Below are 554 nucleotides of genomic sequence, written 5' to 3' on the forward strand. Positions count from 1 at the left end.
GGGGACGGGGGGAGGAGCGCCGGCGCTTGACCTGTTGTAATTTCTGTTCGGGAAGAAGATCGCCCCGGTATTCGGTTATACCGATCCTGTCTGCCAGTTCGCGCACCGCATCTTGGCGGTCGCCGGAGAGTATAATCTGCCGTTTTACGCCTAACCGGCGCAATTCCCTTACTGCTTTAGCGGCATCATGCTTGGGCATGTCTGTCAGAATGAAAGAGCCGGCATAGCGTTTGTCAATGGCAATCATCACCAGCCCGTCTGTTCCGGCAACAGCGGGAACAGTTTCTGCCGGAACTCCTTCTTCTTCGAGCAGCCGGCGACTACCGACTAAGACAGTGCGGGTATCGACCGCAGCCCGTAAGCCTCGTCCGGGAAGTTCCTCCACCGTGTCTGCAACAGCGGGCTTTATTCCCGCAGATGCCACGTAATCGGCGACGGCATGGGCAAGTGGATGCGTACTGTATTGCTCTACTCCGCCAGCCAGCCGGAGCAGTTCTCTCTGGCTCATTCCATCGGCGCATTCCACACCGGTTACTTTGAAACGGCCGCATGTG

At 57.8% G+C, this 554-nt stretch carries 1 protein-coding gene; it reads right to left on the reverse strand.

The genetic code is table 11. The features are described from left to right. Positions 1-554 (reverse strand): HAD family hydrolase (locus tag C5S62_RS02205; RefSeq protein ID WP_133159466.1); only part of this gene is annotated, 554 nt, incomplete at both ends.

It is taken from the genome of Prevotella sp. MGM2 (genome assembly GCF_002933955.1).
Classification (GTDB): Bacteria; Bacteroidota; Bacteroidia; order Bacteroidales; family Bacteroidaceae; genus Alloprevotella.